The organism is Rhodosalinus sp. 5P4 (assembly GCF_041365695.1).
Lineage (GTDB): Bacteria > Pseudomonadota > Alphaproteobacteria > Rhodobacterales > Rhodobacteraceae > Rhodosalinus.
Window position 1 is genome coordinate 179,148 of the sequence record NZ_JBGFSJ010000002.1, and the last position, 25,549, is coordinate 204,696.

General features: G+C 70.2%; 23 protein-coding genes and 1 tRNA gene. 12 read left to right on the forward strand and 12 right to left on the reverse strand.

Going from position 1 to position 25,549, the window contains the following annotated elements; genetic code table 11:
• Nucleotides 1-46: 46 nt before the first annotated feature.
• Nucleotides 47-496, reverse strand: a complete 450-nt coding sequence (locus AB6A69_RS03780; RefSeq protein WP_371056230.1) for a cupin domain-containing protein — start codon at nucleotides 494-496, stop codon at nucleotides 47-49.
• 371 nt (nucleotides 497-867) lie between these two features.
• On the opposite strand from AB6A69_RS03780, the gene AB6A69_RS03785 reads away from it, so the two are divergent.
• Entirely contained in the window at nucleotides 868-1,929 is a 1,062-nt protein-coding gene (locus AB6A69_RS03785; protein ID WP_371060036.1) for a YeeE/YedE family protein, read from the forward strand.
• A gap of 10 nt (nucleotides 1,930-1,939) precedes the next feature.
• On the opposite strand, the gene AB6A69_RS03790 is transcribed toward AB6A69_RS03785, so the two are convergent.
• Entirely contained in the window at nucleotides 1,940-4,147 is a 2,208-nt protein-coding gene (locus tag AB6A69_RS03790; RefSeq protein WP_371059764.1) for a primosomal protein N', read from the reverse strand.
• Nucleotides 4,148-4,217: 70 nt separating this feature from the next.
• Between AB6A69_RS03790 and fsa the strand changes: the two genes are divergently transcribed.
• From fsa to AB6A69_RS03805, 3 genes are all read left to right on the forward strand, one after another.
• On the forward strand, nucleotides 4,218-4,871 hold the full coding sequence (gene fsa / locus AB6A69_RS03795; protein ID WP_371056233.1) for a fructose-6-phosphate aldolase: 654 nt from the start codon (nucleotides 4,218-4,220) through the stop codon (nucleotides 4,869-4,871).
• Nucleotides 4,872-4,955: 84 nt separating this feature from the next.
• On the forward strand, nucleotides 4,956-5,663 hold the full coding sequence (locus AB6A69_RS03800) for a DUF484 family protein (RefSeq protein ID WP_371059765.1): 708 nt from the start codon (nucleotides 4,956-4,958) through the stop codon (nucleotides 5,661-5,663).
• A 14-nt stretch (nucleotides 5,664-5,677) separates the two neighbouring features.
• Nucleotides 5,678-6,616, forward strand: a complete 939-nt coding sequence (locus AB6A69_RS03805; protein ID WP_371060037.1) for a tyrosine recombinase XerC — start codon at nucleotides 5,678-5,680, stop codon at nucleotides 6,614-6,616.
• Here the strand turns inward: AB6A69_RS03805 and AB6A69_RS03810 are convergent.
• Nucleotides 6,613-8,238, reverse strand: a complete 1,626-nt coding sequence (locus AB6A69_RS03810; protein WP_371059766.1) for an AMP-binding protein — start codon at nucleotides 8,236-8,238, stop codon at nucleotides 6,613-6,615. The genes AB6A69_RS03805 and AB6A69_RS03810 overlap by 4 nt on opposite strands.
• A gap of 101 nt (nucleotides 8,239-8,339) precedes the next feature.
• On the opposite strand from AB6A69_RS03810, the gene AB6A69_RS03815 reads away from it, so the two are divergent.
• The gene (locus AB6A69_RS03815) at nucleotides 8,340-8,990 is read left to right on the forward strand and encodes a sulfotransferase family 2 domain-containing protein (RefSeq protein ID WP_371059767.1); all 651 of its coding nucleotides are present in this window, start codon (nucleotides 8,340-8,342) and stop codon (nucleotides 8,988-8,990) included.
• 200 nt (nucleotides 8,991-9,190) lie between these two features.
• Here the strand turns inward: AB6A69_RS03815 and AB6A69_RS03820 are convergent, their stop codons facing one another.
• From AB6A69_RS03820 to AB6A69_RS03850, 7 genes are all read right to left on the reverse strand, one after another.
• Nucleotides 9,191-11,389, reverse strand: coding sequence for a 3-hydroxyacyl-CoA dehydrogenase NAD-binding domain-containing protein (locus AB6A69_RS03820; RefSeq protein WP_371059768.1), 2,199 nt, complete (start codon nucleotides 11,387-11,389; stop codon nucleotides 9,191-9,193).
• A 14-nt stretch (nucleotides 11,390-11,403) separates the two neighbouring features.
• Nucleotides 11,404-12,615, reverse strand: a complete 1,212-nt coding sequence (locus tag AB6A69_RS03825; protein ID WP_371037061.1) for an acetyl-CoA C-acetyltransferase — start codon at nucleotides 12,613-12,615, stop codon at nucleotides 11,404-11,406.
• A 13-nt stretch (nucleotides 12,616-12,628) separates the two neighbouring features.
• The gene (locus tag AB6A69_RS03830; RefSeq protein ID WP_371059769.1) at nucleotides 12,629-13,264 is read right to left on the reverse strand and encodes a glutathione S-transferase family protein; all 636 of its coding nucleotides are present in this window, start codon (nucleotides 13,262-13,264) and stop codon (nucleotides 12,629-12,631) included.
• Nucleotides 13,265-14,103: 839 nt separating this feature from the next.
• Entirely contained in the window at nucleotides 14,104-14,316 is a 213-nt protein-coding gene (locus tag AB6A69_RS03835; protein WP_371037059.1) for a hypothetical protein, read from the reverse strand.
• A 62-nt stretch (nucleotides 14,317-14,378) separates the two neighbouring features.
• Nucleotides 14,379-16,160, reverse strand: a complete 1,782-nt coding sequence (locus AB6A69_RS03840) for an acyl-CoA dehydrogenase C-terminal domain-containing protein (RefSeq protein WP_371059770.1) — start codon at nucleotides 16,158-16,160, stop codon at nucleotides 14,379-14,381.
• Nucleotides 16,161-16,199: 39 nt separating this feature from the next.
• Nucleotides 16,200-16,601 (reverse strand): MerR family DNA-binding transcriptional regulator, encoded by a 402-nt coding sequence (locus tag AB6A69_RS03845; protein ID WP_371059771.1) that lies wholly within the window; start codon nucleotides 16,599-16,601, stop codon nucleotides 16,200-16,202.
• Between the two features lie 202 nt (nucleotides 16,602-16,803).
• Entirely contained in the window at nucleotides 16,804-17,187 is a 384-nt protein-coding gene (locus tag AB6A69_RS03850) for a MerR family DNA-binding transcriptional regulator (protein WP_371037056.1), read from the reverse strand.
• Nucleotides 17,188-17,306: 119 nt separating this feature from the next.
• Here AB6A69_RS03850 and AB6A69_RS03855 point away from each other — a divergent pair, with 119 nt between their 5' ends.
• The 3 genes from AB6A69_RS03855 to AB6A69_RS03865 are packed head-to-tail and all read left to right on the forward strand — an operon-like array spanning nucleotide 17,307 to nucleotide 19,568.
• Nucleotides 17,307-17,732 carry a PaaI family thioesterase gene (locus AB6A69_RS03855; protein ID WP_371037055.1) on the forward strand — a complete coding sequence of 142 codons (426 nt, stop codon included), beginning with the start codon at nucleotides 17,307-17,309 and terminating at the stop codon, nucleotides 17,730-17,732.
• On the forward strand, nucleotides 17,729-18,244 hold the full coding sequence (locus tag AB6A69_RS03860) for a PaaI family thioesterase (protein ID WP_371059772.1): 516 nt from the start codon (nucleotides 17,729-17,731) through the stop codon (nucleotides 18,242-18,244). Before AB6A69_RS03855 ends, AB6A69_RS03860 begins: the two co-directional genes overlap by 4 nt.
• Nucleotides 18,234-19,568 (forward strand): MATE family efflux transporter, encoded by a 1,335-nt coding sequence (locus AB6A69_RS03865; RefSeq protein WP_371059773.1) that lies wholly within the window; start codon nucleotides 18,234-18,236, stop codon nucleotides 19,566-19,568. Before AB6A69_RS03860 ends, AB6A69_RS03865 begins: the two co-directional genes overlap by 11 nt.
• Here the strand turns inward: AB6A69_RS03865 and AB6A69_RS03870 are convergent.
• Together AB6A69_RS03870 and AB6A69_RS03875 are read right to left on the reverse strand one after the other, a co-directional pair.
• Nucleotides 19,565-20,623, reverse strand: a complete 1,059-nt coding sequence (locus AB6A69_RS03870; protein WP_371059774.1) for a quinone-dependent dihydroorotate dehydrogenase — start codon at nucleotides 20,621-20,623, stop codon at nucleotides 19,565-19,567. The genes AB6A69_RS03865 and AB6A69_RS03870 overlap by 4 nt on opposite strands.
• Nucleotides 20,620-20,961 carry a DUF952 domain-containing protein gene (locus AB6A69_RS03875; protein WP_371056243.1) on the reverse strand — a complete coding sequence of 114 codons (342 nt, stop codon included), beginning with the start codon at nucleotides 20,959-20,961 and terminating at the stop codon, nucleotides 20,620-20,622. Before AB6A69_RS03875 ends, AB6A69_RS03870 begins: the two co-directional genes overlap by 4 nt.
• A 149-nt stretch (nucleotides 20,962-21,110) precedes the next feature.
• Between AB6A69_RS03875 and AB6A69_RS03880 the strand changes: the two genes are divergently transcribed.
• The 4 genes from AB6A69_RS03880 (at nucleotide 21,111) to AB6A69_RS03895 (ending at nucleotide 25,466) form a co-directional block, all read left to right on the forward strand.
• Complete coding sequence (locus AB6A69_RS03880) at nucleotides 21,111-22,688, forward strand: bifunctional UDP-sugar hydrolase/5'-nucleotidase (protein WP_371059775.1); 1,578 nt, start codon at nucleotides 21,111-21,113, stop codon at nucleotides 22,686-22,688.
• A 94-nt stretch (nucleotides 22,689-22,782) separates the two neighbouring features.
• Nucleotides 22,783-23,451, forward strand: a complete 669-nt coding sequence (locus AB6A69_RS03885) for an SOS response-associated peptidase (RefSeq protein ID WP_371059776.1) — start codon at nucleotides 22,783-22,785, stop codon at nucleotides 23,449-23,451.
• A gap of 63 nt (nucleotides 23,452-23,514) precedes the next feature.
• Nucleotides 23,515-23,588, forward strand: a tRNA-Gly gene (locus tag AB6A69_RS03890).
• Between the two features lie 84 nt (nucleotides 23,589-23,672).
• Nucleotides 23,673-25,466, forward strand: coding sequence for an ABC transporter transmembrane domain-containing protein (locus tag AB6A69_RS03895; RefSeq protein ID WP_371059777.1), 1,794 nt, complete (start codon nucleotides 23,673-23,675; stop codon nucleotides 25,464-25,466).
• The last annotated feature ends 83 nt before the right edge of the window (nucleotides 25,467-25,549 follow it).

Genomic DNA, 25,549 nt, shown 5'->3' on the forward strand with positions numbered 1-25,549 from the left:
GCCGCTTGGCGAGAGGCGGCCTGCGAGGTCAGCGGCCGGCGCTGCGTCAGTCGGCCTCTGCCATGCCCGAGAAGCTGTAGTCGACGTCGACGAAGCGCGCGCGGGGGAAGCCGTAGGCGAAGCGCAGCCCATCCGGCCCGCCCTCGACAGCGTGCTCGGCACGGGGCGGGATGTAGATCGCCACGCCCGGCGCGATCCGGTGGGTTTCACCCTCGATCCAGACAGTGCCCTCTCCGGAGAGGCCGAAATAGAACTCGGGCGGGCTGTGGCGATGCGGCTCCAGCCGGTCGCCCGGGCCGAACTCCGCCACGCCGAGAACCATCTCGTCGCTCGGTGTCCGGTCGGCGCAGATGAGCGTGCGCCAGCGGACGGTCCCGAAGCCGCCCGCCTGGTCGTGCTCGAGCGGCGCCTGGGCGCAATCCACCACGACGGGCGCCTGGGGGCGCACCTTCATCGCGCCGGCGATGACCTCATCGATGTTCTGCAACTCGCTCATCGCGCGACCCTTCTCCGCTCCTGGAGACGGCGTTTATGCGGTGCCGGAAGGCGGCTCGCGCCCGCGCGCGACACGGCCCGCGTCGTTTTCGAGCGCGCTCGGCCGCGCGCGCCCCGAAGCTTGCCCATCCGGCGTGCCGCGGGGAGGCTTGCGGCCGGGCCCGAGCGCGAGACCGCGAGGATGAGGCGCGCCGTTGCGGGACGCCGACGCACCCGGCCCCTCGAGGTGATCCTGTTCACGATCGCGGTTACGTGCGGGCGCGGGGGCCCTCATCCAAGGCCGCGCCGCCGTCTGATCTGCATCAAGGCGGGACCGCCCCGGAAGGTTCAGGGTGCCACGATGATTTCGAACTGTCGATGAAGGCGCAGAACATGGACATCATCCCGCTGGTGGAATGGATCGGCGAAGGCCCGGCGGCGGCGCTCTTCGGGCTTGCGACCGGTGTGATCTTCGGTGTGGCGGCGCAGCGTTCGCGCTTCTGCCTGCGCGCGGCGACCGTGGAATTCGCCCGCGGCGCGATGGGCGACAGGGTGGCGGTCTGGCTTCTGACCTTCTCCACAGCGCTTGTCTGGGTGCAGGCCGCCGCGCTCCTGGGGTTCATGCGGCCCGAGGACGCGCGCATGATGGCCGTGCCCGGAAGCTGGTCGGGGGCGATCATCGGCGGGCTGATGTTCGGCGCGGGCATGGTGCTGGCGCGGGGATGCTCCGGGCGGCTTCTGGTGCTTGCCGCCACGGGCAACCTGCGCTCCGTCGTCTCCGGCCTGATCTTCGCGGTGGTGGCGCAGATGACGCTTTCGGGCTGGCTCGCCCCGGCGCGCGACCGGCTTGCCGCGCTCTGGATCACCGAGGGTGGGCAGAACGTGAACCTGCTGACCTGGGCGGGGCTGCCGCAATGGGGCGGGCTCGCGCTGGGCGCGGGGTTCGCCGTCCTCGCGCTCGAGATCGCGCGGCGCAACCGGATCGGTGTCTCGCGGCTCGTCTTCGCCTCCGGCGTGGGCTTCGCGGTGGCGGTGGGCTGGGTCTTTACCTTCGCGCTCAGCCAGATCGCCTTCGAGCCGGTGCCGATCGAGAGCGTCACCTTCACTGGCCCGTCGGCGCGCACGCTCATGTTCACGCTGGACCGTTACGCATTGCTGGAGTTCGACGTGGGGCTTGTCCCGGGCGTCTTTCTCGGCGCCTTTGCCGCGGCCTGGTGGGCCGGAGAGCTGAAGTTCCAGGGCTTCGAGAACGAGGTCAACATGCGCAAGGCGATGATCGGCGCGGCGCTGATGGGCTTCGGCGGGATGCTCGCGGGGGGCTGCGCCATCGGCGCGGGCGTCACTGGCGGCTCGATCTTCGTGGCCACGGCCTGGACCGCGCTCTTCTGCATGTGGATCGGCGCGATGCTGACCGATCTTCTGGTGGACCAGCGGGGGCTGGCGCAGCCGGCCTGACTGCCACCGCTCAGAAGAAGCTCTGCGGGTCGATGTCCACGGCGAGGCGCAGCTCCCCCTTCACCGGGAACTGGCCCACCCAGTCCGCGAGCGCGGGCTGAAGCGCCGCGCTCTTCGGGGCCTTCACGAGCAGCCGCACGCGATGGCGGCCGCGGATGCGCGCGATGGGCGCGGGCGCGGGGCCGAAGACCTGCGCGCCCACGCGGCGCAGCGGCGCGTCGGCGCGGGCGAGCGCGTTTCCGAGGTCGAAGACCTCCTGCAACTCGGGGCCCGACAGGATGATCCCGGCCATGCGGCCATAGGGCGGCATGCCCGCGGCCTGCCGTTCGGCCGCCTCGGCGCGCCAGAATCCCTCCTCGTCGCCGGCCAGGATCGCGTGGATCACCGGGTGCTCGGGCTGGAAGGTCTGCAGCAGCGCCGTGCCCGGACGTTCGGCCCGGCCGGCGCGCCCCGCGACCTGCCGCATCAGCTGGAAGGTGCGCTCGGCCGCGCGCAGGTCCGAGCCCTGAAGGCCGAGATCGGCGTCGATCACGCCCACCAGCGTCAGCAGCGGGAAGTTGTGGCCCTTGGCCACGAGCTGCGTGCCGATCACGATGTCGGCGCCGCCCTCGGCGATGCGCGCGATCTCTTCCTTGAGCGCGCGCGCCGAGCCGAAGAGATCCGAACTCAGCACCGCGAGGCGCGCGTCGGGGAACCGCTCCGCCGTTTCCTCGGCCAGCCGCTCCACACCCGGACCGACGGGGGCCAGCCGGTCCTCCGCGCCACAGGCGGGGCAGGCGGCGGGAATGGGCTCGCTCTCTCCGCACTGGTGGCAGACGAGGCGCTTCAGGAAGCGGTGCTCGACCATCCGCGCGTCGCAGTGCTTGCAGCCGATCTGGTGCCCGCAGGCCCGGCAGAGCGTCACCGGCGCGTAGCCGCGGCGGTTGAGGAAAAGCATCGCCTGCTCGCCCGCCGCAAGCCGCGCCTCGACGGCGCACGCCAGCGCGGGCGAGATCCAGCGGTTGGCGGGCAGCGTCTCGGCGCGCATGTCGATCGCGCGCATCGCGGGCAGGGCGGCGGGGCCGAACCGCGCCGTCAGGTCGAGCCGCGCATACTTGCCGGCCTCGGCGTTCGTCCATGTCTCGAGCGAGGGCGTGGCGGAGGCCAGCACCACCCGCGCACCCGCGAGCGAGGCGCGCAGCACCGCCATGTCGCGGGCGTGGTAGAGCGCGCCTTCCTCCTGCTTGTAGGAGGTGTCGTGTTCCTCGTCGACGACGATGAGCCCGAGCTCGCGGAAGGGCAGGAAGAGGGCCGATCGCGCGCCCACGACCATCGACGCGCCGCCTTCGCCGGCCATGCGCCACGCGCGCCGCCGCTCGGCCATGGTGACGCCGGAATGCCACTCGGCGGGCCGGGCGCCGAATCGCGCCTCGACCCGCGCGATGAACTCGGCGGTGAGCGCGATCTCGGGCAGAAGCACCAGCGCCTGCCGCCCCTGCCGCAGGCATTCGGCGACCGCCTCCAGATAGACCTCCGTCTTGCCCGATCCGGTCACGCCCTTCAGAAGCGTCGTGCCGTAGCCGGCCGCGCGCAGACCCGCGCAAAGCGCCCCTGCCGCCCGCGCCTGATCCTCGGTCAGCGGCTTGCCGGGCGCGTCGGGATCGAGGCGCGGAAACGGCGTGTCGCGCGGCGTGTCCACCTCCTCCACCGCGCCGCGGGCGACGAGCCCCTTGACGACGGAGGGCGACACGCCCGCGGCGTCGGTCAGCTCCTTGAGCGTCAGGCCGGGTTGCGCCTCGAGGGTCTCCAGCACGCGGGCGCGCGCGTCGGTCATCCGGGAGGGCTCCGCGGCGCCGGGCCTGTAGAGCTTGCGCATCGAGGGCGGATCGCCGAGCCCCGGCACCCGCGTGGCCAGGCGCAGCATGGCGGAAAGCGGCGTCAGCGTGTATTCGCCCGCCCGGATCAGGAAGCTGCGCAACTCCTCGCGCATGGGCGCGGCGTCGAGCACGCGGTTGACCTGCCGCAGCTTCGCGGCGGGAAAGTCGCCCTCGCCGGGGCCCCAGACCACGCCCGCCACCCGCCGCGGGCCAAGCGGCACCTCCACGAAGGCGCCCGCCCAGCAGCCGCCCTCGGGCGCGAGATAGTCCAGCACCCGGTCGAGCGGCTGGGTGGTCAGCACGCCCACGCGCGCACCTTCGTCGAAGAAGGAGGGCCGGTCTCCGGTCGGGGGTTTGCTCATCGTGACGACTGGAGTAAACGCGGGGGCGACCGAGGCCAAGCCGCCTCACGCAATGCCAGGGAGCGCGCGCATGAAATTCTTCGTGGACACCGCCGAGATCGACGCCATCGCCGAGCTGAACGCGCTCGGGATGGTGGACGGGGTCACCACCAATCCCTCGCTCATCATGAAGTCGGGCCGCGATATCCGCGAGGTCACCGAGGAGATCTGCGCGATGGTGGACGGCCCGGTGAGCGCCGAGACGGTGGCGACCGACGCCGAGGGCATGATCGCAGAGGGCCGCGAGCTTGCGAAGATCGCCGACAACATCGCGATCAAGGTGCCGCTGACCTGGGCGGGGCTTCAGGCCTGCAAGGTGCTCTCGGGCGAGGGCCGGATGGTCAACGTCACGCTCTGCTTCTCGGCAAACCAGGCGCTGCTCGCCGCCAAGGCGGGCGCGAGCTTCATCTCGCCCTTCATCGGCCGGCTCGACGACATCAATATCGACGGCCTCGAGCTGATCGCGGACATCCGGCAGATCTACGACAATTACGGCTACGAGACCGAGGTGCTGGCCGCCTCGATCCGCACGGTGAATCACATGAGCGAATGCGCGAAGCTCGGCGCGGACGTGGCCACGGCGCCGCCCGCGGTCATCAAGAAGATGGCCGAGCATCCCCTGACCGACAAGGGTCTCGACGCCTTCCTCGCCGACTGGGCAAAGACCGGTCAGAAGATCCTCTGACCGCGCGGCGCGGCGCAGAAAATTGCGGCGCCGCCCCGCGCCCTCTGCTAGGGTCGACAGAAAACAACGTTGCAAGAGGCCGGCATGAGCAGTTCCGCCGTGATCGATGACAGTCTTCGTGCGCGCATCATCGCGGAGCCCGAAAGCATCCTTGACGACACCGACCTCATGCGCGCGCTCGTCGCGGCCAACGAGAAGTCGATGGGCGGCAACATCGTGGACCTGCGGGGCATCGCGATGGAGCGCATGGAGGCGCGCCTCGACCGGCTGGAGGACACGCACCGGGCGGTGATCGCCGCCGCCTACGAGAATCTCGCCGGCACGAACCAGGTGCACCGCGCCATCCTGCGCATGCTCGACCCGATGGAATTCGAGGGCTTCCTGTCGGATCTCGGCGGCGATGTGGCCGGCATTCTTCGCGTGGACTGCATCCGCCTTGTGCTGGAAACGGCGCAGGCGGGCGAGGACCCTGTGCTGCGCCGCTTCAGCCACGTGCTGCGCACCGCGCCCCCCGGCGCGATCGAGGGCTACCTGACCGGGGGCCGCGGCGGCGCGACCCGGCCTGTCACTCTGCGCCAGATCCAGCAGGGGCAGTCCGCGATCTACGGCGAGGCGGCGGCCTGGGTGCGCTCGGAGGCCTGCATCCGCCTCGATCTGGGCGAAGGCCGGCTGCCCGGGCTTCTGGCCATGGGGGCCGAGGATCCGCACCAGTTCTCGCCGCAGCAGGGCACCGACCTTCTGGCCTTCTTCGGCGGAGTGTTCGAGCGCTGCCTGCGCCGCTGGCTGTCGTGACCGGGCCGGACGGGCTGATCTCTCCGGCCGCGCGCGACGCGCTCGAGGACTTTCTTGCCGCGCAACGCGCGCAGCGCGGCGCCGCCGAGAACACGGTGGAGGCCTATGGCCGCGACATCGCGGGGTTCCTGGCCTTCATGGCGATGCATCACGGCGGGGCGGAGGGGCTCGCGCCGCTCGCCCGCATCGATATTTCCGACATGCGGGCGTGGCTCGCGCGGGGCCGGGCCGAGGGCGCGGGGCCGCGCACGATGGCCCGCCGGCTTTCGGCGGTGAAGAGCTTCATGCGCTGGCTCGCCGACCGGGAAGGGTTCGATCCCTCGGCGGTGCTGTCCGCGCGCGCGCCCAAGCACCCGCCGCGCCTGCCGCGCCCGCTGGCCGAGGATGCGGCGCGGGATCTTCTGGACACCGTCGGGGCGCAGCACCCGACCACCTGGATCGCGGCCCGCGACGTCGCCGTTGTGACGCTGCTTTACGGCTGCGGTCTCCGCGTCTCGGAGGCGCTTTCGCTCACCGGGGCCGCGTTGCCCATGGGCGAGGCGTTGCGGATTCGGGGCAAGGGCGGGAAGGAGCGTCTCGTGCCGGTGATCCCCGCCGCGCGCGCCGCGGTGACGCGGTACGCGGAGCTTTGCCCGTGGCCGCCCGCGCCCGATGCGCCGCTTTTCCGTGGGGCCCGCGGCGGCGCGCTCGGCCCCCGGGCGGTGCAGAAGGTGATGGCGGCGACGCGGATGCAGCTTGGCCTGCCGGCCTCGGCCACGCCGCATGCGCTGCGCCACAGCTTCGCCACCCACCTGCTGAGCGCGGGCGGCGACCTGCGCGCGATCCAGGATCTTCTGGGTCATGCCTCGCTTTCGACGACGCAGGTCTACACCGGCGTGGATACGGCGCGGCTGATGGAGGTCTACGAGGCCGCCCACCCCAAGGCAGGCCGCGGGGCCCCGCGCGGGGGCTAGCCGCCCCGCGCGAGGTTGCGCAGCTCGAATTTCTGGATCTTGCCCGTGGAGGTCTTGGGAAGCTCCCGGAACACGACGGCCTTCGGCGTCTTGAAGCCCGCGAGACGTTCGCGCGTGAAGGCGATCAGCTCCTCCTCGCCGATCTCGACGCCGTCCTTCAGTTCCACGAAGGCGCAGGGCACCTCGCCCCATTTATCGTCGGGCTTGGCCACGACGGCGCAAAGCAGGACGGCCGGATGCGCCATCAGCACGCCCTCCACCTCGACCGACGAGATGTTCTCGCCCCCCGAGATGATGATGTCCTTGGCGCGGTCCTGGATCTTCAGATAGCCGTCCGGGTGCTGCACCGCGATGTCGCCGGAATGATAGAGACCGTGGCGGAACGCCTCGCGGGTGGCCTCGGGGTTCTTGAGGTATCCCTTCATCACCCCGTTGCCGCGAAAGACGATCTCGCCCTGGGTGCGGCCGTCCATCGGCACCTGGCCGCCGGTTTCGTCGACGACGCCCACATGCTCCATGAAGGGCATGGCGACACCCTGGCGGGCCTTCATCGCCGCGCGGTCGTCGCCCTCTAGCGCCTCCCATTGCGGGCCCCATGTGCACTCCGTGGCTGGGCCGTAGGTCTCGGTCAGCCCGTAGACATGGGTGATGTTGAAGCCCATGGGCTCGATCGCCGCCAGCGTCGCCGGCGCGGGCGGCGCGCCCGCCGTGAAGACCTCCACCGTGTGGTCGAACTCGCGCCGCTCCTCGGGCTTGGCGTTGATCAGCATGTTGAGCACGATGGGCGCGCCGCCGAAATGGGTCACCTTCTCGTCGGCGATGGCGTCGAAGATGGGTTTCGCGGCGATGTCGCGGCAGCAGACCACGGTGCCGCCCACCACGGGCATCATCCAGGTGTGGCACCAGCCGTTGCAGTGAAAGAGCGGCACGATGGTCAGGTAGCGCGGGCGCAGCGTCATCCGCCAGGAGATCACCTGCCCCATGGCGTTCAGGTAGGCGCCGCGGTGATGGTAGACGACGCCCTTGGGCCGGCCCGTCGTGCCGGAGGTGTAGTTGAGCGCGATGCTCTCCCACTCGTCCTCGGGCATGATCCACTCGAAGTCCTCGGCGCCGGTGCGCAGAACCTCCTCGTATTCGGGATACTCGCCCAGGTGATGGGCGCCGGCCACATCGTCGGCCACCTCGATCACGGCGGGGGCGGGGCCTTCCATCCGCTCGATCGCATCGGCCGCCAGCGGGATGAACTGCGCATCGCAGAGCAGCACGCGCGCCTGGCCGTGATCGAGGATGTAGGCCACCGTGTCGGCGTCGAGGCGCACGTTGATGGTGTTCAGGATCGCGCCGCAGGCGGGCACGCCGAAATGCGCCTCCGCCTGGGCGGGCACGTTGGGCAGAAGCGTGGCCACCACGTCGCCCGGCCGAACCCCGATGCCCTGAAGCGCGGAGGCCAGGCGCGTGACCCGCGCCGCGTAGTCGCGGTAGCTTCGCCGGACGGGGCCGTAGACCACGGCATCCTCGTCGGGAAAGACCTCGGCCGCGCGCTTCAGGAACGACAGCGGCGTGAGCGGCGTGTAGTTCGCCACGTTCTTTTCCAGCCCGGTCTCGTCGGCCAGCCAACCCATGTCGGACCCTCCCTTTCCCTGCACGGGCGGAGCCTATAGGGAAATATTGTTGCGCCGCAAGACGGCCTTGCGACAGGATCGGAAGAGAGCGCGAGGCAGCGATGATCATCTCGCCCGGGCGGACCTATGTCTTCGTCCACATTCCCAAGACCGGCGGCACGTCGCTTGCGCTCGCGCTGGAGGCGCGGGCGATGCGGGACGACATCCTGATCGGCGACACGCCCAAGGCGCGGCGCCGCAAAAGGCGCCTCGAGAGCGTGCGGACCCGCGGCCGGCTCTGGAAGCACGCGACGCTCGCCGACATCGACGGGCTCGTCAGCGTCCAAGATCTCGACAGGCTTTTCGCCTTCACGCTGGTGCGCAATCCCTGGGACCGGCTGGTCAGCTACTACTGCTGGCTGCGCGCGCAGCGTTTCGATCACGAGGCGGTTCGCCTCGCGCGAAAGCTGGAATTCGCGGCGTTTCTCGCCCATCCGCACACGCAGGCGAGCCTGCGCGCCGCGCCCTACGGGTACTACATGACCGACGCGCGCGGGCGGGAGCGGGCCGACCTCTACATCCGGCTCGAACGGTTCGAGGAGGACGCCGCGCCGCTTTTCGCCCATCTGGGGGTCCGCATCGACCTGCCCCGCGTGAACGCCTCAGACCGCGACCGGGATTGGCGCGGCTACTACAGCGACGAAACGGCCGCGCTCGTGGGCGATCTCTGCGCCGAGGATATCCGTCGCTTCGGCTACACCTTCGACGGCTGAAGCGCAGCGATCCGGCGGACGGCAAAGCCGTTCGGCGCGCCCGGGCCGGGGCGCCGTCCGGGCGCGACGGACCCGGCCGGCGCGGTCCCTCGTCCCGATATCCGCCCTGGCGTCGTTGATCCCGCGCCTGTGGCGAAGAGACCGCATCCGGCCGCCCCGATGCCCCGCACCGGAGCGGCGGCCCGACCGTGATTGCCGCGTCAGGCGGCCTCTGCCGATCCGGGGCCGAAGCGGCCGTAGAAGCTTTGTCCCTTCTCCGCCATTTCCCGCAGCAGCGCCGGGCAGGCGAAGCGCGCGCCATGTGCTGCCTCGAGCGCGTCGCAGCGCTCGGCCGCGTAGGGCGCGCCCAGCATGTCGAGCCAGCCGAAGGGCCCGCCCGACCACGGCGCGAAGCCCCAGCCGAGGATGGCGCCCACGTCGCCTTCGCGTATGTCCTCGAGCACGCCTTCCTCGAGCGCGCGCACGGCCTCCAGCACCTGCGCGAACATCAGCCGATGCTGCACCGCTTGGAGGTCGGGCTGCGCCTCGGCTTCCGGATATTTCCCGGAAAGCCCCTCCCAGAGACCGAGCCGCTTGCCGCTCTCGTCGTAGGCGTAGAAACCGGCATTGGCCTTGCGCCCCAGCCGGCCCTCGTCGGCCATCCAGAAGAGCACCTCGTCCACCGCGCCATCCGGGTAGGCGTCGCCCATCGCGGCCCGCGTCGCCTTGGCGATCTTCACGCCGAGGTCGATCGAGGTCTCGTCCACCAGCTGCAAGGGCCCCACCGGGAAGCCGAGCTGGCGCGCCGCGTTCTCCACCAGGGCGGGCGCGACGCCCTCGCCCACCATGCGGATGCCCTCGTTGATGTAGGGGATGATGCAGCGGTTGGCGTAGAAGAAGCGCGCGTCGTTCACCACGATGGGCGTCTTGCGGATCTGACGCACGAAATCGAGCGCCTTGGCCACCGCGCGGTCGCCGGTCTCGCGCCCCTTGATGATCTCCACCAGCAGCATCTTCTCGACGGGAGAGAAGAAGTGGATGCCGATGAACTGTCCGGGCCGCGCGCTGGCCCGGGCCAGATCGCTGATCGGCAGGGTCGAGGTGTTGGTGGCGAAGACTGCGTCCTCGCCCAGCACGGCCTCGGCCTTCTTCGTGACCTCGGCCTTGACGGCAGGATCCTCGAACACCGCCTCGATCACGAGATCCGCGCCCGCGAGCGCCGCGTAGTCGGTCGTCGCGGTGATGCGGCCGAGCACCTCTTCCTTCTTCTCCGGCGTCGTCTTGCCCCGCTTGATGCCCTTGTCGAGATGGCTCTCGCTGTAGGCCTTGCCCTTGTCCGCGGCCTCCTGGGCCTGGTCGACGAGCACGACCTCGATGCCCGCCTGCGCCGCGACGAGCGCGATGCCCGCGCCCATCATGCCCGCGCCGAGGACGCCCAGCTTTTTCACGGTCTGGTCGGGCGCCTCGGGCCGGTTCGCGCCCTTCTCGAGCGCCTCCTTGTTGATGAAGAGCGAGCGGATCATCGCGGCCGAGGTCGGGTTCATCAGGATGTTGGTGAACCAGCGCGCCTCGACCTTCAGCGCGGTGTCGAAGGGCACGAGCGCGCCCTCGTAGACGGCCGAAAGGAGCGCCTTCGCCGCCGGAAAGGCCCCGAAGGTCTGCGCGTTCACCATCGCCGAGGCGCCCACGAAGGTCATGAAGCCCGAGCGGTGATAGGGCGTGCCGCCCGGCATCTTGTAGCCTTGTCTGTCCCAGGGCTTCACGATGTCGGCGTCCTTGGCTTCGAGCACCCAGGCCGCCGCCGCGGCCACCGGGTCCTCGGCCACCTCGTCGATGAGGCCCGCGCCCTTCGCCTTTTTCGGATCGACCAGCTTGCCTTCCAGCAGGTAGGGAGAGGCGGCCATGGCGCCGAGCTTGCGCACGAGCCGCGTGGTGCCGCCTGCGCCGGGGAAGATCCCCACCATGATCTCCGGCAGGCCGATCTTGGCCTTGGGATTGTCGGCGGCGAAGATGCGGTGGGTGGCCAGCGGGATCTCGAGCCCGATGCCGAGCGCCGTGCCCGGCAGCGCCGCGGCGATCGGCTTGCCGCCCTTCAGGGTCTTCGGGTCCATGCCCGCGCGCTCGATCTTCCGCAGAAGCGCGTGCATCCGCATGATGCCCTCGAAGAGGCCCCTGGCCGGGTCGTCGCCCGCCTCGTCCCGCATCCGGGCGAGGATGTTGAGGTCCATGCCGCCCGCGAAGTCCTTCTTCGCCGAGGTGATCACGACGCCCTTCACCGCGTCGTCGGCGAGCGCGGCGTCGATCAGCCGGTCGAGATCGGAAAGCCCCTCGAGGCTCAGGACGTTCATGGATTTCCCGGGCACGTCCCAGGTGATGATGGCGACGCCGTCGGCGCCGGTTTCCATGGTGAAGTCGGTCATCTCGTCTCTCCCCCTCACACGCGTTCGATGATGGTGGCCGCGCCCATGCCCGAGCCGATGCAGAGCGTGGCGAGCCCGGTCTCGCGGTCCGACCGCTCCATCTCGTCGAGCAGCGTGCCCAGGATCATCGCGCCCGTGGCGCCCAGCGGGTGGCCCATGGCGATCGCGCCGCCGTTCACGTTGACTTTCGCGGGGTCGACCTCGAAGGCCTGCATGAAGCGCATGACCACGGCGGCGAAGGCCTCGTTCACCTCGAAAAGGTCGATGTCGCCGATCTCCATCCCGCTTTCCCGAAGGATCTTCTGTGTCACCGGCACCGGGCCCGTGAGCATGATGGTCGGATCGGTGCCGATCTTGGCCGTCGCCCGGATGCGGGCGCGGGGGGTGAGCCCGTTCGCCTCGCCCCATTCCTTCGAGCCGATGAGCACCGCCGCGGCGCCGTCCACGATGCCCGAGGAATTGCCGGCGTGATGGATGTGCTCGATCCGCTCGAGATGCGGGTATTTCAGCATGGCCACCTTGTCGAAGCCCGGCATCACCTCGCCCTGGTCCTTGAAGGAGGGCTTGAGCGCGCCCAGCGACTGCATGTCCGTCTCCGGGCGCATGTGCTCGTCGCGGTCCAGGATCGTGAGCCCGTTGACGTCGCGCACCGGCACTACCGACTTCGTGAACCGCCTGTCGTCCCAGGCCGCCTTCGCGCGCTTCTGGCTCTCGACGGCGAGCTCGTCCGCCTGGTCGCGGGTGAAGCCGTATTCGGTGGCGATGATGTCCGCCCCGATGCCCTGCGGGACGAAATACATCTTCATCGCGACCGAGGGGTCCGCCGCGATCGCGCCGCCGTCCGAGCCCATGGGCACGCGGCTCATGCTCTCCACGCCACCGGCGATATAGGCCCCGCCCGCGCCGCCGCGCACCTGGTTCGCGGCCATGTTCACCGCCTCGAGCCCGGAGGCGCAGAAGCGGTTGATCGAGACGCCCGGGATCGACTCGTCGAGCTCCGAGGCGAGTACGGCGGTCCGCGCGAGGCAGGCGCCCTGCTCGCCCACCTGGGTGACGTTGCCCCAGATCACGTCCTCCACGGCATGGCCGTCGAGCGCGTTGCGCGCCTTGAGCGCGTCGAGCGCGGTGGTCGAAAGCCGAAGCGCGGTCACCTCGTGCAGGCTGCCGTCCTTGCGGCCCTTGCCGCGCGGCGTGCGCACGGCGTCGAAAATGTAGGCGTCGGTCATGGGAAGCCTCCGTTCAGGCCCGGTCCGCGGGGCGGCCGGGCATCAGGTCATAGGGATGTTTCCAGCCCGGCAGCGCCGCGATGCGCCCGAGCCAGGCGTCGATGGCGGGCCAGTGGGCCCTGTCGAACCCAAAGGGTTCGGGATAGTAGAGATAGCCGCAGCAGGAGAAATCGGCGTTGCTGGGGCCGCAGCCCGCGATCCAGTCCCGGCCCTCGAGATGGCGGTCGAGAACCTGGTAGGCGCTCTTCAGCCGGCCCTGCATGAAGCCGATCACCTCGGCGGGCCGCTTTTCCTCGGGCAGGAAATTCATCAGGAACCGCGTCATGCCCGCGACGCTCGAGAGCTTGTGGTTGTCCCAGAGCACCCAGCGCAGGATTTCGCGCCGTTCCCTTGCGCCACGCCCGCCGAACCTGCCCGATTTCTCCGAGACGTAATCCTGGATCGCGCCGGACTGGGTGAGCACGTCGTCACCGTCCACCATGACCGGCGCCTCGCCCATGGGGTTGAGCGCGCGGTAGTCTTCGGAGCGCGTGGCGCCCGCAAAGAAATCCACCTTCACTGCCTCCCAGTCGAGGCCCGAGAGTTCGAGGGGCAGGGCGGCCTTGTAGGAGTTCCCGCTTTCTCCGAAACAGTGCAGCTGGATGGTCATGGGCTTGCGCTCCCTTGTTCGGCGGCGCCGGGGGTTTCACACCCCCGGACCCCCGTGGAGTATTTTTCCAAGAAGAAGGACGTGACGGTTCCTGTTCACCTGCTTTTAACCACCATCGGTCTATCCGGACTCTGCGGTACAGGCGGGAGCGCCGATGACCGCCCAAGGAGAAGCTCCGCCGTGCCGCTCGTGCTGCATGCCCGGGTCGCGCGGCGGAGTGGACCGAGTGCTGCCCGCGGCGACCTCAGGGTCCGATGTGCGGTCCTGTTTCTTCTTCTTGGCCGGAAATACTCCGCGGGGGTGTGGGGGCGCGAAGCCCCCACCCATGGCGATGCAGGCCGCGCTGCGCCGGGGCTGGTTTCCTCTGCGTGGAGGCGCGATCGGAACCGTCGCGATGCTATTGGCGACATCGCCGGATTGGCGTCCGCAGAGGCTAGTCGATCCCAAGACTCCATGACCCAAACCGCGATCCGGGTTAACAAGGCAGGGCGCGGCCGTTGTCGGCACCGCGTGAGTAAGCGTTCCTTGGGGGGGAGCGCCGTATCCCGATCGGCCGCAGGGCGCCCATTCAGGTTCATTGCGGAGCGCCCTGCCGGAAGGACCGCTCCGTCCCGTGAGCGCGTCTCCTGGTGGTTGCGGGTGGGGCGCGACGCGGCGCGGCCGGTGACGGGGAAGTCTTGCAGCGATCGCCGCGCCACGCGGTCGCGTACGTCGCGCCTTTCGGCGGTCGTGTGCGATGCGGCCATCGGGGCCGGGACGGGCGCCGACGTTCCGGTCGCCCTTGCGCGGTCCCTCTTGGTCGTCCCGTCGCTGGTCATCGTCATGCGAGCCTTGCCTCGTCAGCGCTTCCGCGCGTCGAGCTCGGCATTGAAGAGCCGGAGCCTGTGGGTGAGGTTGTCGTCGTCGGTGACGCTATCGAAGTTTTCGAAAAGGAAGGAGAGCGCCTCGCCCTCGTCGAGCCCGGCCTCCTGCGCGAAGCGGCGCAGGCGGCGGTGCCCGTCCTCGGTCATCGCGACCTGGAAGCGGCGGGTCAGGCGGAACCGTTTCGGCATGTCTCCTCCCTTGCCGGTGCGTGCGCGGGCGTAGGGTGCGTGCTCGGCAAGCACCGCTCCCGTCAGAAATTCGCCGCGTCGAGCGTCATCACGGGCTCCGCACCGCTCTCGATTCGCGCGAGGTGCATGCCCGTCGCCGGGAGCTGGCGCGCCATGTAGTAGCGCCCCGTGGCGAGCTTGGCCTCGTGAAAGGCGGCGTCGTCCGCACCGGCCTCGATCGCCTTGCGCGCCGCGAGCGCCATCTTCGTCCACATCAGCCCGAGGCAGACATGACCGAAGAGGTGCATGAAGTCGTAGCTTCCCGCGAGCGCGGCGTTGGGGGTCTTCATGCCATTCTGCATGAAGAACGTGCCCGCCGCCTGCAGGTCCTTCGACGCCGCCTTGAGCGGTTCGAGAAAGTCCCGGTCGAACGCGTCGTCCTGGCCTGCGTGCTCCTTCGCGAAGGATTTCACCATCTCGAAGAAGGCCATGATCGTCTTGCCTCCGTTCTGGCCCAGCTTGCGGCCCACGAGGTCGAGCGACTGGATGCCGTTCGTGCCCTCGTAGATCATGGTGATCCGCGCGTCGCGAACGAACTGCTCGAGCCCCCATTCCCGGGTGAAGCCCGAGCCGCCCAGCGTCTGCTGGGCGAGCACCGTGGTCTCGAAGCCCCTGTCGGTCAGGAAGCCCTTGATGACCGGGGTAAGCAGCGAGATCATCGCCTCGGCCTCGTCGTCGCCGTTGCGGTGGGCGCGGTCGATCATCTGCGCGCCCCAGAAGGTGAAGGCGCGTGCGCCCTCGACGAAGCTCTTCTGGTGCATCAGGTTCCGCCGCACGTCGGGATGGACGATGATCGGGTCGGCGGGGCCGTCGGGGTTCTTGGGCCCGGTCACGTCGCGGCCCTGCAGGCGATCCTTCGCGAAGGCCAGCGCGTTCTGGTAGGCGACCACGCCCTGTGCGTAGCCCTGAAGTCCCACGCCGATACGGGCTTCGTTCATCATGGTGAACATCGCGCGCATCCCCTTGTGGAGTTCGCCCACGAGGTAGCCGGTCGCGCCGTCGTAGTTCATCACGCAGGTGGCGTTGCCGTGGATGCCCATCTTCTTCTCGAGCCCGCCGCAGGAGACCGCGTTGCGTTCGCCGAGCGAGCCGTCCTCCTTCACCATGTATTTAGGCACGATGAAGAGAGAGATCCCCTTCGTGCCCTCGCCGCCGCCGGGGGCCTTGGCGAGCACCAGGTGGATGATGTTTTCCGACAGGTCGTGCTCGCCGGCCGAGATCCAGATCTTCTGGCCGGTGATGCGGTAGGTGCCGTCGTCCTGCGGTTCGGCCTTCGTCCGGATGAGGCCGAGATCGGTGCCGCAATGCGGTTCGGTCAGGTTCATCGTGCCCGACCAGATGCCGTCGACGAGCTTGGGCAGATAGGTGCGTTTCTGCGCCTCGGAGCCGTGGGCGTGGATCGCGGAATAGGCGCCGTGGGTCAGGCCCTGATACATGTTGAAGGCCATGTTGGCGGAGACGAACATCTCGCCCACCGCGGAGCCCATGAGATACGGCATGCCCTGCCCGCCGTAGTCGGGATCGGCATCGAGGCCCAGCCAGCCCCCGGCGCGCAATTGCTCGTAGGCGTCCCTGAAGCCGTCGGGCGTCCGGACCACGCCGTTTTCCAGCGTGCAGCCCTGTGCGTCCCCGACGGGGTTCAGGGGCGCCAGGACCTGCTCGGAAAGCTTGCCGGCCTCCTCGAGGATCGCCGCGGTGGTCCCCCGGTCGAGCTCGTCGTAGCCGGGAATGTCCGCCTCGGCGACCTTGAGCACGTCATGCAGGACGAATTGCATGTCCTTGATGGGGGCTTCGTAGATCGGCATCTCTTTCCTCCATGCGGCGGCCGCGAGCGGATCGGCTTTCTACTCGGCTGCCTTTTTCGTTCCATCGAGGGAGGCGAGCATCTTCTCACCCCACTTGAGCTGGTCCCTGAGATCGTCGATCGCGGCGTCGAGTTCTTCGCGCTGCCGCTCGAGATCCGCGAGGCGGTCGCGGGCCAGCTCGTAGCTGCGCGCGAGCTGGGTGTGCTGCTGGTCGCCCAGGTAATAAAGGTCCAGCAACTGGCGGATCTCCTCCAGGGTGAAGCCGAACCGCTTTCCCCGCAGGATGAGCTTCAGCCGGGCACGGTCGCGCCGCGTGAACAGGCGCTTCTGGCCCTCGCGCATCGGGAAAAGCAGTTCCTTGGCTTCGTAGAAGCGCAGGGTGCGCGGCGTCACGTCGAACGCGTCGCACATTTCGCGGATGGTCATCGTTTCTTCGGACATCGTCTTTTTTCCTTGTAACTCCTGCTCTCGGTGACGACGTCCGACATGATCCTCGTGAACACCGGTTACAACAGGATCCGAGGTTGACGTAAGCGGGACGCCGCGTCACTTCCGTGAAGCCGCAACTTTTCGAATTCGCGCGATGGCTGCAAGGCAAGATTGCGTCGCGGCAATCGGGCGCTCGGGCGGGGGCGCGGGGCCGTCAGGCGCGGCGTGGCGGCAGGCCGGCCTCGCGGGCCGACCGCGCCCGCATCTGCCGAAGTTCCTCGATCGCGTCCTCGATCTGCGCCTTCTGGCGCTCCAGGTCGTCGAGCTGGCGATCGGCCAGGTCCACGAAGGCGCGCATCTGCGCCACGGTGCCCTCGTTCTCGTAGATCTGCAGCCACTGGCGGATTTCCTCGAGCTGGAAACCGTAGCGGCGACCGCGCAGGATGAGGGTCATGCGGGCGCGCTCGCGCGGGCCATAGAAGCGCTGCCGCCCCTCCCGCTCGGGCTGGAGAAGCTCGATATACTCGTAGTAACGCAGCGTGCGCGGGGTCACGTCGAACGCCGCGCACATCTCCTTGAAGGACAACCGGTCGGTCATCGGGATCTCCCTCCGAACGCAACCTAGGCCGGGGGCGGTGCCGGAGCAACTGTCTGCCCCTTGCGCCCCCGGCCGCAGGGCGCGAGACTGCCGGCGCAGCATCCCCGAGAGGTCGGCACATGGCCGTGGACAAGACCAGGATGGCCCGGCAGTTCACCGAGGCGATCCCGCACGCCCGGGCGCTCGGCATGGAGTTCACCCATGTCGGCGAGGGCGAGGCGTCCATGCGGATGCCCTACGACGCCCGCTTCGTGGGCGACCCGGAGACCGGGGTGATTCACGGCGGCGCGGTCTCCGCGCTGATGGACACCTGCTCAGGCGCGGCGGTGATGAGCCATCCCGCCTCGCCCGGGGCGACCGCCACCATCGACCTCAGGATCGACTACATGCGGCCCGCGACGCCCGGGCAGGACATCCGCACCCACGCGACCTGCTACCGCGTGACCCGCTCGGTCGCCTTCGTGCGCGCGACCGCCTTCGACGACGACGAGAGCCGCCCCGTGGCCACGGCGACCGGCGCCTTCACGGTGGAAGCCCCGCGATGAGCGCGAGCCGACCCGACCCGGTGCAGGCGGTGAAGCAGCGGCGCGACGCGGCGCTCACCGCGCTCGTCGAGGGTGTGCCCTACATCCAGTATCTGGGCGTGCGGTTCGACCGCCGTGGCGACGAGCTGACCGCGCTTCTGCCCTTCGACGAGAAGCTGATCGGCAATCCGATGCTGCCGGCCATCCATGGCGGCGTGACGGCGGCCTTCCTCGAGGTCGCCGCGGTCATCGAACTGTCGTGGCAGATGCTCTGGCCCGACATCGAGGCGGGCGCGCTCGACCCCGACAGGCTGGCCGCCGGTGAACTGCCGCGCCTGCCAAAGACCATCGACTTCACCGTGGACTACCTGCGCCCGGGCCTGCCGCGCGACGCCTATGCCCGGGCGCGCGTCAACCGTTCGGGCCGGCGCTATGCCAGCGTCCACGTGGAGGCGTGGCAGGACAACCGCTCGCGCCTCTTCGCGCAGGCGACCGGCCATTTCCTGATGCCCCCGCGCGACGATGACGGCTGAGGCGACGCCGCGCAGCCCGCGCCCCGTCACCCATGCCCGTGTGCTGAAGATCGCGATCCCCATCGTGATCTCGAACGCGACGATCCCGCTTCTGGGCGCGGTGGACACCGGCGTGGTGGGCCAGATGGGCGAGGCCGCGCCGATCGGCGCGGTGGGCATCGGCGCCATCGTCATCTCGGCCGTCTACTGGGTCTTCGGCTTTCTGCGCATGGGCACCACGGGCCTTGTCGCGCAGGCCGAGGGGGCGGGGAACGGCGCGGAGGTGGCGGCGCTTCTGACGCGGGTCGTCCTGATCGGTCTCGCGGCCGGCGCGGCGCTCGTTCTGTTGCAATTGCCGCTCTTCGCGGCCGCGCTGGGCCTCGCCCCGGCAAGCGCCGAGGTGGAGGCGCTCGCGCAGGGCTACCTCTCCGTCCGCATCTGGAGCGCGCCCGCCGCGATCGCGATCTACGGGCTGACCGGCTGGCTCATCGCGCTGGAGCGCACGCGCGCCGTGCTGGTGCTGCAGGTCTGGATGAACGGGGTCAACATCCTGCTCGATCTTTGGTTCGTCCTCGGCCTCGGCTGGGGCGTGGAAGGGGTGGCCTTCGCCACCTTCCTGGCGGAGTGGTCCGCGCTGGCGCTGGGCCTCTGGCTCTGCCGCGACGCCTTCCGCCGGCCCGAGTGGCGCGACTGGGCCCGCGTCATGGACGGCGAGCGGCTGCGTCGCATGGCGGTGGTGAACACCGACATCCTGATCCGGTCGCTGCTCCTGCAGGCGGTGTTCGTGTCCTTCGTCTTCGTGGGCTCGGATTTCGGGGATGTCACGCTGGCCGCGAACCAGGTGCTGATGCAGTTCCTCCAGATCACGGCCTACGCCCTCGACGGCTTCGCCTTCGCCGCCGAGGCGATCGTGGGCCAGGCGATGGGGGCGCGGAGCGTGGCCGCGTTGCGGCGCGGCGCGGTCGTCTCCAGCATCTGGGGCGGGCTCTCTTCGGCGGGCATGGCGGTGGCCTTCGCGCTGGGCGGCCCCGCGATCATCGACCTGATGGCGACCGCGCCCGAGGTGCGGGCCGAGGCGCGCGTCTTCCTGCCCTGGATGGTCGCCGCGCCGCTTCTCGGGCTGGCAAGCTGGATGCTCGACGGCATCTTCATCGGCGCCACCCGCACCGCCGACATGCGCAACATGATGGTGCTGAGCTTCGCGATCTATCTGGCGGCCGCGCTGGCGCTCGTGCCTGCCTACGGCAATCACGGGCTCTGGGCAGCGCTGCTGGTGTCCTTCGTGGCGCGCGGCGTCACGCTCGGGCTTCGCTACCCCGCGCTCGAGCGGGCGGCGGCGCGCTAGAGCCAGTCGTCCCGGCCCGTCCCCACCGCCTCGGCGACATTCGCGAACCCCGCCCGGGCCAGAATGTCGTCGAGGCCGCGGGCGATGTCCTCCACGAGCGACAAGCCGCGATAGGCGAGCGCGGTATAGAGCTGCACCGCCGAGGCGCCGGCGCGGATCTTGTCGTAGGCGTCGCGCGCCGACGCGACGCCGCCGACCCCGATCAGCGGCATCTCGCCGTCTGTGAGCCGCGACAGCTGTGCCAGCACCGTGGTCGATCGCTCGAAGAGCGGCCGGCCCGAAAGGCCCCCGGTCTCCTCCGCGACCGGGCCCGAGACGCTGATGCGCGAGACGGTCGTGTTCGTCGCCACGATCCCGTCGACGCCGGCCGCGCGCGCCACCGCGGCGATATCGGCAAGCTCGGCGCCCGACAGGTCTGGCGCGATCTTCAGGAACACGGGAACCGGCCGCGCGAGCGCGTCACGGGCCTCGAGCACGCCTGCGACGAGCGCGGCAAGCGCTTCCGGCCCCTGAAGGTCGCGCAACCGTTCGGTATTGGGCGAGCTGACGTTGATCGTCGCGAAATCCAGCCAGCGGCCGCAATGGGCGAGCACGCGGGCGAAGTCGCCGGCGCGGTCGGCGCTGTCCTTGTTCGCGCCAAGGTTGAGGCCGATCACCGTGTCGCGCGGGCGCTCGGCGAGGCGCGCCGCCACCGCCTCCATCCCGTCGTTGTTGAAGCCGAAGCGGTTGATGACGGCCTGCGCCTCCGGCAGCCGGAAAAGGCGCGGGCGCGGGTTGCCGGGCTGCGGGCGGGGCGTCACCGCGCCCACCTCCAGAAAACCGAAGCCGGCGCGCCCGAGTCCGTGCAGCGCGACGGCGTTCTTGTCGAAACCGGCGGCAAGGCCGATCGGGTTCGCAAGCGCAAGCCCCGCGACGCTCGTGCGCAGCCGCGGCGAGGTGACGAGGCCGGGCATGGGCACCGCGCCGGCCCGAAGCGCGCGAAGCGCAAGACCATGCGCGGTTTCGGCGTCGATCCGGCGCAGGAGCGCGAGCCCCGCGCGTTCCACGGCCCTCACGGGATGTCCCGCCCGAAGCGGTGGCGCCCGTCCGGGCCGAGGGGCAGCGGCGCGTGCCACAGCACCGCGTCCCGGCGCAGCGGGGCGTAGAGATGCGGAAAGAGCGCGCCGCCGCGGGAGCGCTCCCAGCGGAGCGCCGCGCCGAGGGTGTCGGCCTCGATCGCCACCAGCACGAGGTCCTCCTCGCCGGCGAAATGCCTCGCCGCCGTCTCGCGAAGCTGCTCGGCGGTGGAGAAATGGACAAATCCGTCGTCCACGTCCACGGGCGCGCCGCGTGTCTCGCCCCGGGCGTCGAGCGCCGCCCACTCCGCGGGCCTCAGGATCTTGTAGATCAACATGGCGGCACTCCTGCCGCGCGGGCGGGCGGCGGTCAAGCGCTCCGGCGCCCGGGCGCGCTCCGCGACGGGCGGCGGCCCAGAATACCGTTGCCACGCGCGCCCGCGCGCGGCACCGTTTCACGGCAAGAACCCGCGAGTGAGGACACAAGATGCTTCCAAGATTCTTCTGCGGCGCCGCGGCCCTGGCCCTTTGCGCCGGGGCGGCGGTTGCGGACGACATGCTGCACATCCTGCACGTCAACGATTTCCATAGCCGGATCGAGCCGATCAACAGGTTCGACAGCACCTGCGCGCCCGAGGACAACGCCGCCGGAGAGTGCTTCGGTGGCGCGGCCCGGCTGGCCGCCGCGATCGAGGCGAAACGCGCCGAGATCGGCGATGCGCCGCTTCTGGTGCTGGATGCGGGCGACCAGTATCAGGGCTCACTCTTCTACACGACCTACAAGGGCCGGGTCGCGGCCGAGATGATGGAGCGGATCGGCTTCGACGCCATGGCGGTCGGCAACCACGAATTCGACGACGGCCCCGAGGGGCTTTCCGTCCTGCTCGACAACGTGAGTTTCCCGGTCGTGTCCGGCAACCTGGACCTCTCGCGCTCGAACCTGCTCAAGGGCCGGGTCGGCGGGCCGGTGGTCCTCGAGGCGGGCGGGCAGAGGATCGGCATCGTCTCCGCGCTGGCCACCGACACCGCCGAGACCGCGAGCCCGGGCCCCGGCGTGATCTTCCAGGACGAGATCGAGAGCCTGCGCGCGCAGGTCGAGGCGCTCGAGGCCGAGGGCGTGGACAGGATCGTGGCGCTCACCCATGTGGGGCTGCCGAAGGACCGCGAGATCGCCGGCGCGGTGCCGGGGATCGATGTCATCCTGGGCGGGCACTCCCATACGCTGATGTCCAACACCACCGAGGGCGCGCTTGCCTATCCTCAGCTGGAAAACGGCGTGCCGATCGCGCAGGCCTATGCCTACGGCAAGTATCTCGGGCATCTCGTCGTCACCTTCGATGCGGCCGGTCAGGTCGTTTCGGCCGAGGGCGACACGCTGCTTCTGGACGCCTCCGTGCCCGAGGACGCGGCGATCGCGGCGCGGGTCGCGGAGTTCGCCCAGCCGCTGGAGGAGATCAAGGCGCGGGTGGTGGCCGAGACGGCGGCAGCGATAGACGGCGACCGGTCGAGCTGCCGCGCGGGCGAATGCGAGATGGGCAACCTGGTGGCCGACGCCATGCTGGCGCGGGTTCGCGACCAGGGCATCCAGATCGCGATCCAGAACGGCGGCGGCTTGCGCGCCTCGATCGACGCGGGCCCGGTGACCATGGGCGAGGTGCTGACCGTGCTGCCCTTCCAGAACACGCTCGCCACCTTCCAGCTCGGGGGCGCCGACGTTCTGACCGCGCTGGAGAACGGCGTGAGCCAGATCGAGGAGGGCGCGGGCCGGTTCCCGCAGGTGGCGGGGCTGCGCTATGCGTTCGACCCGGCGGCGCCGCCGGGCGCGCGGGTGAGCGACGTGCAGGTGATGGTGGACGGCGCGTGGCAGCCGCTCGACCCCGAGGCCACCTATGGCGTCGTGTCCAACAATTACATGCGGGGCGGCGGCGACGGCTACTCGGTCTTCGCCAGCGAGGCCATGAACGCCTATGATTACGGGCCAGGGCTCGAGGAGGTGGTGGCCGACTACCTGGCCCGGAACGGCCCCTACACGCCCTTCACCGAGGGCCGCATCACCCGCAAGTGACCCGCCCCGCCCCGGCCCCCATGCGGGGCCGGGGCGTGCGCCGCGTCCGCGCGGGGCTGGAGCGTGCCGGCGCCGCGCGCTAGGCTCGCGCCCCATGTGCGGACGCTACGCCCTGACGCTGCCCCCCGACGCCATGGCGCGCCTCTTCGAGGCGCAGCCCGCAAACGACCTGCCGGCGCTGCCCGACTACAACATCTGCCCGACGACGGGGGTGGCCACGGTCTGGCGGGAGGAGACGGGCCGGCGGCTGGGCGCGATGCGCTGGGGGTTCCTGCCGCAATGGTACGACACGCCGACGGACGGGCCGCTTCTGATCAATGCGCGGGCCGAGACCGTGGCCGAGAAGCCCGCCTTCGCCCGCGCCGCGCGCGAGCGCCGCTGCCTCGTGCCGGCCTCGGGCTTCTACGAATGGACGAAGGACGAAAGCGGCGTGCGGCTGCCCTGGTATCTCGCGGGCCCCGAGGGCGGCATGGCCTTCGCCGGGATCTGGCGCGACTGGACCGACGGCACGCAGACGGTGCGCAGCTGTGCCATCGTCACCTGCCCGGCCAGCGCCGACATCGTCCACATCCACGACCGGATGCCGGTGATCCTGTCCCCCGAGGACTGGGCGCTCTGGCTGGGCGAGGCGGGCCACGGCGCGGCGCGGCTCATGCGGCCGGCGCCCGAAGGCACGCTGCGCGCCTGGCGCGTGGACCGCCGGGTGAACTCGAACCGCGCGGAAGGGCCCGGGCTGATCGAGCCGCTCGACGACGGGGCGTGAGCCCGCGCCGAGGGCGCCGGTATCTTGACCGTCCCCGCGCCATGTCTTAATCACGAGATCGGCGCGGGCATGGTGAAATGGTATCACACGAGCCTTCCAAGCTCTTGGTGCGGGTTCGATTCCCGCTGCCCGCTCCAGCCCCGGAACCCGCCGCTCCGCCCGACCCCGCTTGACCCCCGCGCCCGGCGTGGCATTAACAGGCGGTGTCTTAGGAGAATTGCATGGCCGACGCCCCGCCGAAGCAGGATGCCGATCGCGCGAAGTCGCGCCGGATCGGCGCCTTGTCCGAGCTCTGGCCCTTCATCGCCCCTTACCGCGTGCTGCTGGGCGCCGCGCTCGTCATGCTGGTGGCGACGGCGGTCGTATCGCTGATCCTGCCGCTGGCGGTCCGCCGGGTGGTGGACAATTTCGGCGTGGAGGACGGCCGCATCCTCGACCAGTATTTCGCCGCGGCGCTGGCCATCGCGGGGCTCTTCGCGCTGGGCTCCGCGGTGCGCTACATGCTGGTCACGCGCCTCGGCGAGCGCGTGGTGGCCGACATCCGCAAGAGCGTGTTCGACCGGGTGATCGGCATGAGCCCGGCCTTCTACGAGAAGCTGATGACCGGCGAGGTGCTGTCGCGCATCACCACGGACACCACGCTGATCCTGTCGGTGATCGGATCCTCGGTGTCGATCGCGTTGCGCAACACGCTCATCTTCGTGGGTGGGCTCGCGCTCATGCTGGCCACCTCGCCCAAGCTCACGGCGATGGTGCTGCTGATCGTGCCGGCCGTGGTGTTCCCGATTCTCCTGCTTGGCCGGCGGCTGCGCGCGCTCTCGCGCGAGAACCAGGACTGGATCGCCGCCTCCTCGGGCAGCGCGTCGGAGGCGCTTTCCTCGGTGCAGACGGTGCAGGCGTTCACCCAGGAACGCCAGACCCGCGGGCTTTTCGCCGATGTCACCGAAAAGAGCTTCGACGCCGCGCGGCGGCGCATCGAGACGCGCGCGCTGATGACGGCGATCGTGATCTTCCTGGTCTTCACCGGCATCGTCGGCGTGCTCTGGATCGGCGCCCGCGACGTGCGCGGCGGCGGCATGACGCCGGGCACGCTGGTGCAGTTCGTGATCTACTCGGTGATGGTCGCAGGCTCGGTTGGCGCGCTGTCGGAGATCTGGGGCGAGTTGCAGCGCGCCGCGGGCGCGACCGAGCGGCTGGTGGAGCTTCTGCGTGCGACCGATTCGGTGCGTGACCCCGAGACGCCCGCGCCCGTGCCGGCCCCGGTGGCGGGCGAGATCCGCTTCGAGGATGTTCATTTCGCCTATCCCGCGCGGCCCGGCGATCCCGCGCTCGACGGCGTCGACCTCCGCATCGCGCCGGGGGAGACCGTGGCGCTCGTCGGACCGTCGGGGGCGGGCAAGACCACGATCATCCAGCTTCTGCTGCGCTTCTACGATCCCGACAAGGGGCGCATCCTGCTCGACGGGACCGATCTCGCGGCGATGCGCCGCCGCGACTTCCGCGCCGCGATCGCGCTGGTGCCCCAGGATCCGGTGATCTTCGCCGCCTCGGCGCGCGAGAACATCCGCTTCGGGCGGCCCGACGCGACCGACGCCGAGGTGGAGGCCGCCGCCCGCGCCGCCGCCGCGCATGATTTCGTCGAGCGTCTGCCGGATGGTTATGACAGCTACCTCGGCGAGCGCGGCGTGATGCTGTCGGGCGGGCAGAAACAGCGCATCGCCATCGCCCGCGCGATCCTGCGCGACGCGCCGGTGCTGCTTCTGGACGAGGCGACCTCGGCGCTCGACGCGGAAAGCGAGCGCGCGGTGCAGCAGGCCGTGGACCGGCTGAGCTGCGATCGCACGACGATCATCGTGGCGCACCGCCTCGCGACCGTGAAGAAGGCGGACCGGATCGTCGTGCTCGAACAGGGCCGCGTCGTCGCGGAGGGGCCGCATGACCGGCTCGTCGCCGAGGACGGGCTTTACGCGCGTCTCGCGCGGCTTCAGTTCACCGACGGCATGGCGGCGGAATAGAGCCGCACCGCGACACGCTCGCGCCCGCGGTGACGTCGCGGCCAGGGCAATTTGCGCGGTTGCGCGGCCGGCGGGTTTTGTGT